3 protein-coding genes are annotated in these 4,480 nt (G+C 41.3%); 2 read left to right on the top strand and 1 reads right to left on the bottom strand.

Features of this window, described 5'->3' with window-relative positions; genetic code table 11:
* Window positions 1-220: 220 nt before the first annotated feature.
* Both IE222_RS26075 and IE222_RS26070 read left to right on the top strand, forming a co-directional pair.
* The gene (locus tag IE222_RS26075; protein ID WP_191277300.1) at window positions 221-2,191 is read left to right on the top strand and encodes a PTS fructose transporter subunit IIABC; all 1,971 of its coding nucleotides are present in this window, start codon (window positions 221-223) and stop codon (window positions 2,189-2,191) included.
* 169 nt (window positions 2,192-2,360) lie between these two features.
* Window positions 2,361-3,818 carry a hypothetical protein gene (locus tag IE222_RS26070; RefSeq protein ID WP_191277299.1) on the top strand — a complete coding sequence of 486 codons (1,458 nt, stop codon included), beginning with the start codon at window positions 2,361-2,363 and terminating at the stop codon, window positions 3,816-3,818.
* A gap of 166 nt (window positions 3,819-3,984) precedes the next feature.
* Here the strand turns inward: IE222_RS26070 and IE222_RS26065 are convergent.
* Window positions 3,985-4,480, bottom strand: a 496-nt coding sequence (locus IE222_RS26065) for a hypothetical protein (protein WP_223282906.1), incomplete at its 5' end; no start/stop codon positions are given.

The following is a 4,480-nucleotide window of genomic DNA, read 5'->3' as shown; positions in this document are numbered from 1 at the left end:
GAAACACAATGAAAAAGGTTAAAGGAAGCGTGCTGCATTAGCCAACAAATAGAAAAAAATCGTCACCATGTTCAATGAACCCTAAAGTTATCCGCGATTCACAAATAGAAACCATTTTAAAAAACGATTTTTACCGCAGCCTACGGTAAAAATTAAAAAAATTAACTGGGCAAGCTAGTTTTATTATATAAGTAAGCGATTACTAAAGGAGGTAAACAGCATGGGGAAGATATTAGCTGTTACAGCTTGTCCAGTTGGTATTGCCCATACGTATATGGCTGCTGAAAATTTGCAAAAAGCAGGCGAAGCGTTGGGTGTCGATATAAAGGTTGAGACACAGGGCTCTATTGGGGTTGAAAATGCCTTAACGGAACAGGAAATTGCCGAAGCAGATGGAATCATCATCGCTGCCGACAAAGAGGTTCCGAAAGAGCGGTTTGCAGGGAAAAAAGTGATCATTACGGGTGTGCAGGACGGGATCCGCAAACCGGAAGAATTGATTAAGCAGATTCAAAACGGCGACGCGCCTATTTATAAGCCGGAAGCAGCAACCGAGGCGGCTGCAGGCGGTAACAAAAATACTAAGAAGGAAAATCCGATTTATAAGCACTTAATGAGCGGTGTCTCCTACATGGTTCCGTTCATTGTTGTCGGGGGATTATTGATTGCGATTGCCTTAACACTTGGCGGGGAGCAGACGCCAGGCGGCATTAAGATTCCAGACGGTTCTTTTTGGAAACAGATTGAAAGCCTTGGCGCAACATCGTTCATGTTTATGGTGCCGATTTTGTCTGGATTTATTGCAGTAAGTATTGCTGACCGTCCTGGACTTGTGCCTGGTATGATCGGCGGTTATATTGCGGCTAACGGCAGTTTTTACGGAAGTGAAGCGGGTGCCGGATTTATCGGCGGAATTATTGCAGGTTTCTTAGCAGGTTATGTGGCCCTTGGAATTAAGAAAATTAAAGTGCCAAAAGCGGTGCAGCCTGTTATGCCGATTATTTTTATCCCGATTCTTTCATCGGTTATTGTTGGCTTATTATTCATTTTTGTCATCGGTGCACCGGTTGCGAATGTGTTTGAAGCTCTAACTCACTGGCTTGCAAGTATGCAGGGCGGAAGCTCGGTTATGTTAGCGATGATTCTGGGAGCGATGATTGCCTTTGATATGGGCGGTCCATTCAATAAGGTAGCGTTCCTGTTCGGTTCTTCGATGATTGCAGAAGGAAACTATGAAATTATGGGACCAATTGCGGTTGCCATCTGTATTCCGCCAATCGGTCTTGGACTTGCAACATTCATTAACAAACGTAAATTCAGTCAAACGGAAAGAGACGCTGGTAAAGCATCCTTTACGATGGGCTTGTTCGGGATTACAGAAGGGGCGATTCCCTTTGCCGCTCAGGATCCATTCCGTGTGATTCCAAGTATTATGGTCGGTTCCATGGTAGGTGCCGTCATCGCGATGCTTTCAAGTGTTGGTGACAGAGTCGCACACGGTGGACCAATCGTTGCTGTACTAGGCGCTGTTGACAATGTGGTCATGTTCTTTATCGCGGTGATTGTTGGCGTTATTGTAACGGCACTGATGGTTATATCATTGAAAAAGAATGTGGAAGCAGCACCAGTTGCAGCGGGTGTTGGTGCAGTAACCCGGAACACAGGGGCAGTTCGCCGCGATCCTGTTCGTGAAAGCACTGTTCAAAAAACAGAAGCAGCTCCGAGCACCGACATTAACAAATTAACTGATATTACAACCATTGATTTAATTGAAACGAATTTAATAGGAGCTACTCGCGATGATGTCATTGACGAAATGATTGCTAAATTGGATGCCAATGCCATCGTAAGCTCTAAGCAGGAATTTAAGCAGGCTATTTTGAAGCGTGAAGCGGAAAGCTCAACAGGACTTGGCATGAACATTGCCATTCCACACGGTAAATCCAATGCAGTGAACCGTCCTGCGGTTGTATTTGGTATTAAACGCGATGGTGTTGACTGGAACAGTTTAGATGGTACCGATGCGAAGTTAATCTTCATGATTGCCGTACCTGAAAAAGCTGCCGGCGATGCCCATCTAAAAATCTTACAAATGCTATCACGCAAACTAATGGATGACAGCTTCCGAGCGCAATTACTAAAGGTAACCTCAAAAGAAGAAGCCTATGAATTATTAGAAAGCATTCAATAATATACATGGGGACGGTTCTCATGCATCTTTTACTTAGGTAAGAGAGGCATAAGAACCGTCCTTTTGTTTCTATTTCTATGATAAAATGATTCCAAAGAACTAACTATTTTCATAGAATTTTTAAAAGAGTTAACCTACTGTGAATCACAGCAAAAAAAGGGGAGTTTTTATGCTAAAGAAATTATCGGGCTTGGCCATTTCAGCGCTAATCGTATTGGGCTGCTTGTTTCCTTTCAACACTGCCAGCGCTGCAACAGTTTCATTGGATCAGTTAGCAGAGAATGTGAAGTACCATACAGAATCACGCATAGCCGGTTATCAAGATGTTGAAAAGACAGGCTATAAGGAAGTTGAAAAAACAGGTTATCAAGATGTGGAAGTTCCTGTCTACGATTATGTGCAATATGATTTTAGAGGGAAAGATTCGAATGGGTACTATTGCTTTGATCGTTCTGGTTTCGGAAAATGTTATTCAGACCAGTATACGTATGATAGCAGCATACAATCAGGAGAATTAAAAATTGAAGAAAAGTCCCGTGACGTCACGAAATACAGAACGGAAACCTATACGGTCAAGCAGCCGTACACGGTAAAAGAACCTGTTTATAAAACAGTTACGAGCTATTCCGCAAAACAAAGCGTTCAGGCATACACTAGTAAAAGTGTTAAAAGAAAATTGAGCGGCATTAATCCATATGGGAAAAAGTTTTATGTCAAAATGCCTAAATCTACGAAGCTGAGTAGGGTAAATAAAGATTGGTATGTTGGTAAGTTTACATATAAAACCTATTATAAAGATGAGCGTTACTATACACATGCCAAAATCAGTACGGGTATCTATTATTACAACTCGAAGGGGAAACGGGTACGTGTGACGATTCCAAGGAACACGACCTTAACGGTAAGTAAAGGGAAATACTATGCGACCGTGACCTATACGCCATATAAAAAGGTAAAAGGAAAATGGCAAAGGCAAAAGCCAATCAAGAAGAAGGTATCTGTTTACCGTGGATCTGTGTCCTATGCCATGTCCTATGAACCTATTAACAAAACAAAAAGCGCATATATTCAAGCCAAGTACGTTCAAACGAAAACGGCTAAAGTAAAAACCGGGGTTAAAACTATTACCAAGTACAAATCTGTTACAAAAACAAAACAGGTTCCTTATACGGTAACAAAGCAGTATAAAGAATACTATATTTATGAACAAGTAGGCAGCAAAACGGAGCAGCAGCCATATACCTATACGGAATCAGAACCTTATACGTACACCGTTCAGGAGCCAATCTATGAAAATGTCCAGGTAGAGAATACGTTACAGCAAAAATATCAAAATATCGTTAATTATTACTGGACCTATCGATTAACAGAAGAGGAAATGGGCCAGCTCTTTACTATGGTCGGGGTTCCGTACTCAGTAGCTGATGGCTATGACCTATCAAGGTATGTTTCAGGTGTCGTAACGGTTAACGGCGTAAGCACCTATTATAGTTTCACCCCATCCAAAAAAGTAAAATTAATCGTCTTTGATGACAACACCGCCATCAACCTTTCTTATTTAACAACTGTCTACGGAAACAATTATAACGATGTAAAAATAAATTTTGGCAGTTATCGAGTGGAATAATACTAGAAGAAGCATGGGACCAGATCCCATGCTTCTTTTAGTATATGGTGCACTATCACGCCTCGTTTTTTCCATTCACTAGGATAATAGTATTACTAGTGTATTTGTATCATTAGAATCTCCTTAAATCCAACATCAGGTGGTGTAAAAGGAATACGTTTTTCTTTTATTTTCTTTTTTGACCTGAACGCTCTGAAACTGGTCCGTTCCTATAGTTCTTATTATCCCCGATAGCTTGGACGCTTACAGTATAAACTCCACGAGTTTTCATTTTGGAAGCATAGTTATATTTACGGACATTTGCTGCAACCCGCTGAGTATGAACTAATTTGGCGCCACGGTATAATTTAAGTTCATATTTGGATGCTTTGGAAACAGCGCTCCATTGAATCACATCAGCCTTCCATGTTGGTTTGGAGACACGATTCAAAGTAATCTTCTGATTAGAACGTGCCGAGACTGCTCCATTTCGATAGTTGATCGTATCCCCTATGGCTTGGACGGATACTGTATAAATTCCAGGAGTTGCCATTTTGGAAGCGTAGTTATATTTACGGACACTTGCTGCAACTCGCTGAGTATGAACTAACTTAGCTCCTCGGTATAATTTAAGTTCATATTTGGATGCTTTGGAAACAGCACTCCATTGAATCACATCAGCC

Origin of the sequence: Neobacillus kokaensis, assembly GCF_014656545.1 — a bacterium.
Lineage (GTDB): Bacteria > Bacillota > Bacilli > Bacillales > Cytobacillaceae > Neobacillus > Neobacillus kokaensis.
The sequence above is the reverse complement of the archived record's forward strand: the minus strand, read 5'-3'. Positions and strand labels throughout refer to the sequence as shown.

Excerpts from the sequence above, each read along its gene's own strand:
- IE222_RS26075 (WP_191277300.1), top strand. The coding sequence starts at position 221 with ATGGGGAAGATATTAGCTGTTACAGCTTGTCCAGTTGGTATTGCCCAT.
- IE222_RS26070 (WP_191277299.1), top strand. The coding sequence starts at position 2,361 with ATGCTAAAGAAATTATCGGGCTTGGCCATTTCAGCGCTAATCGTATTG.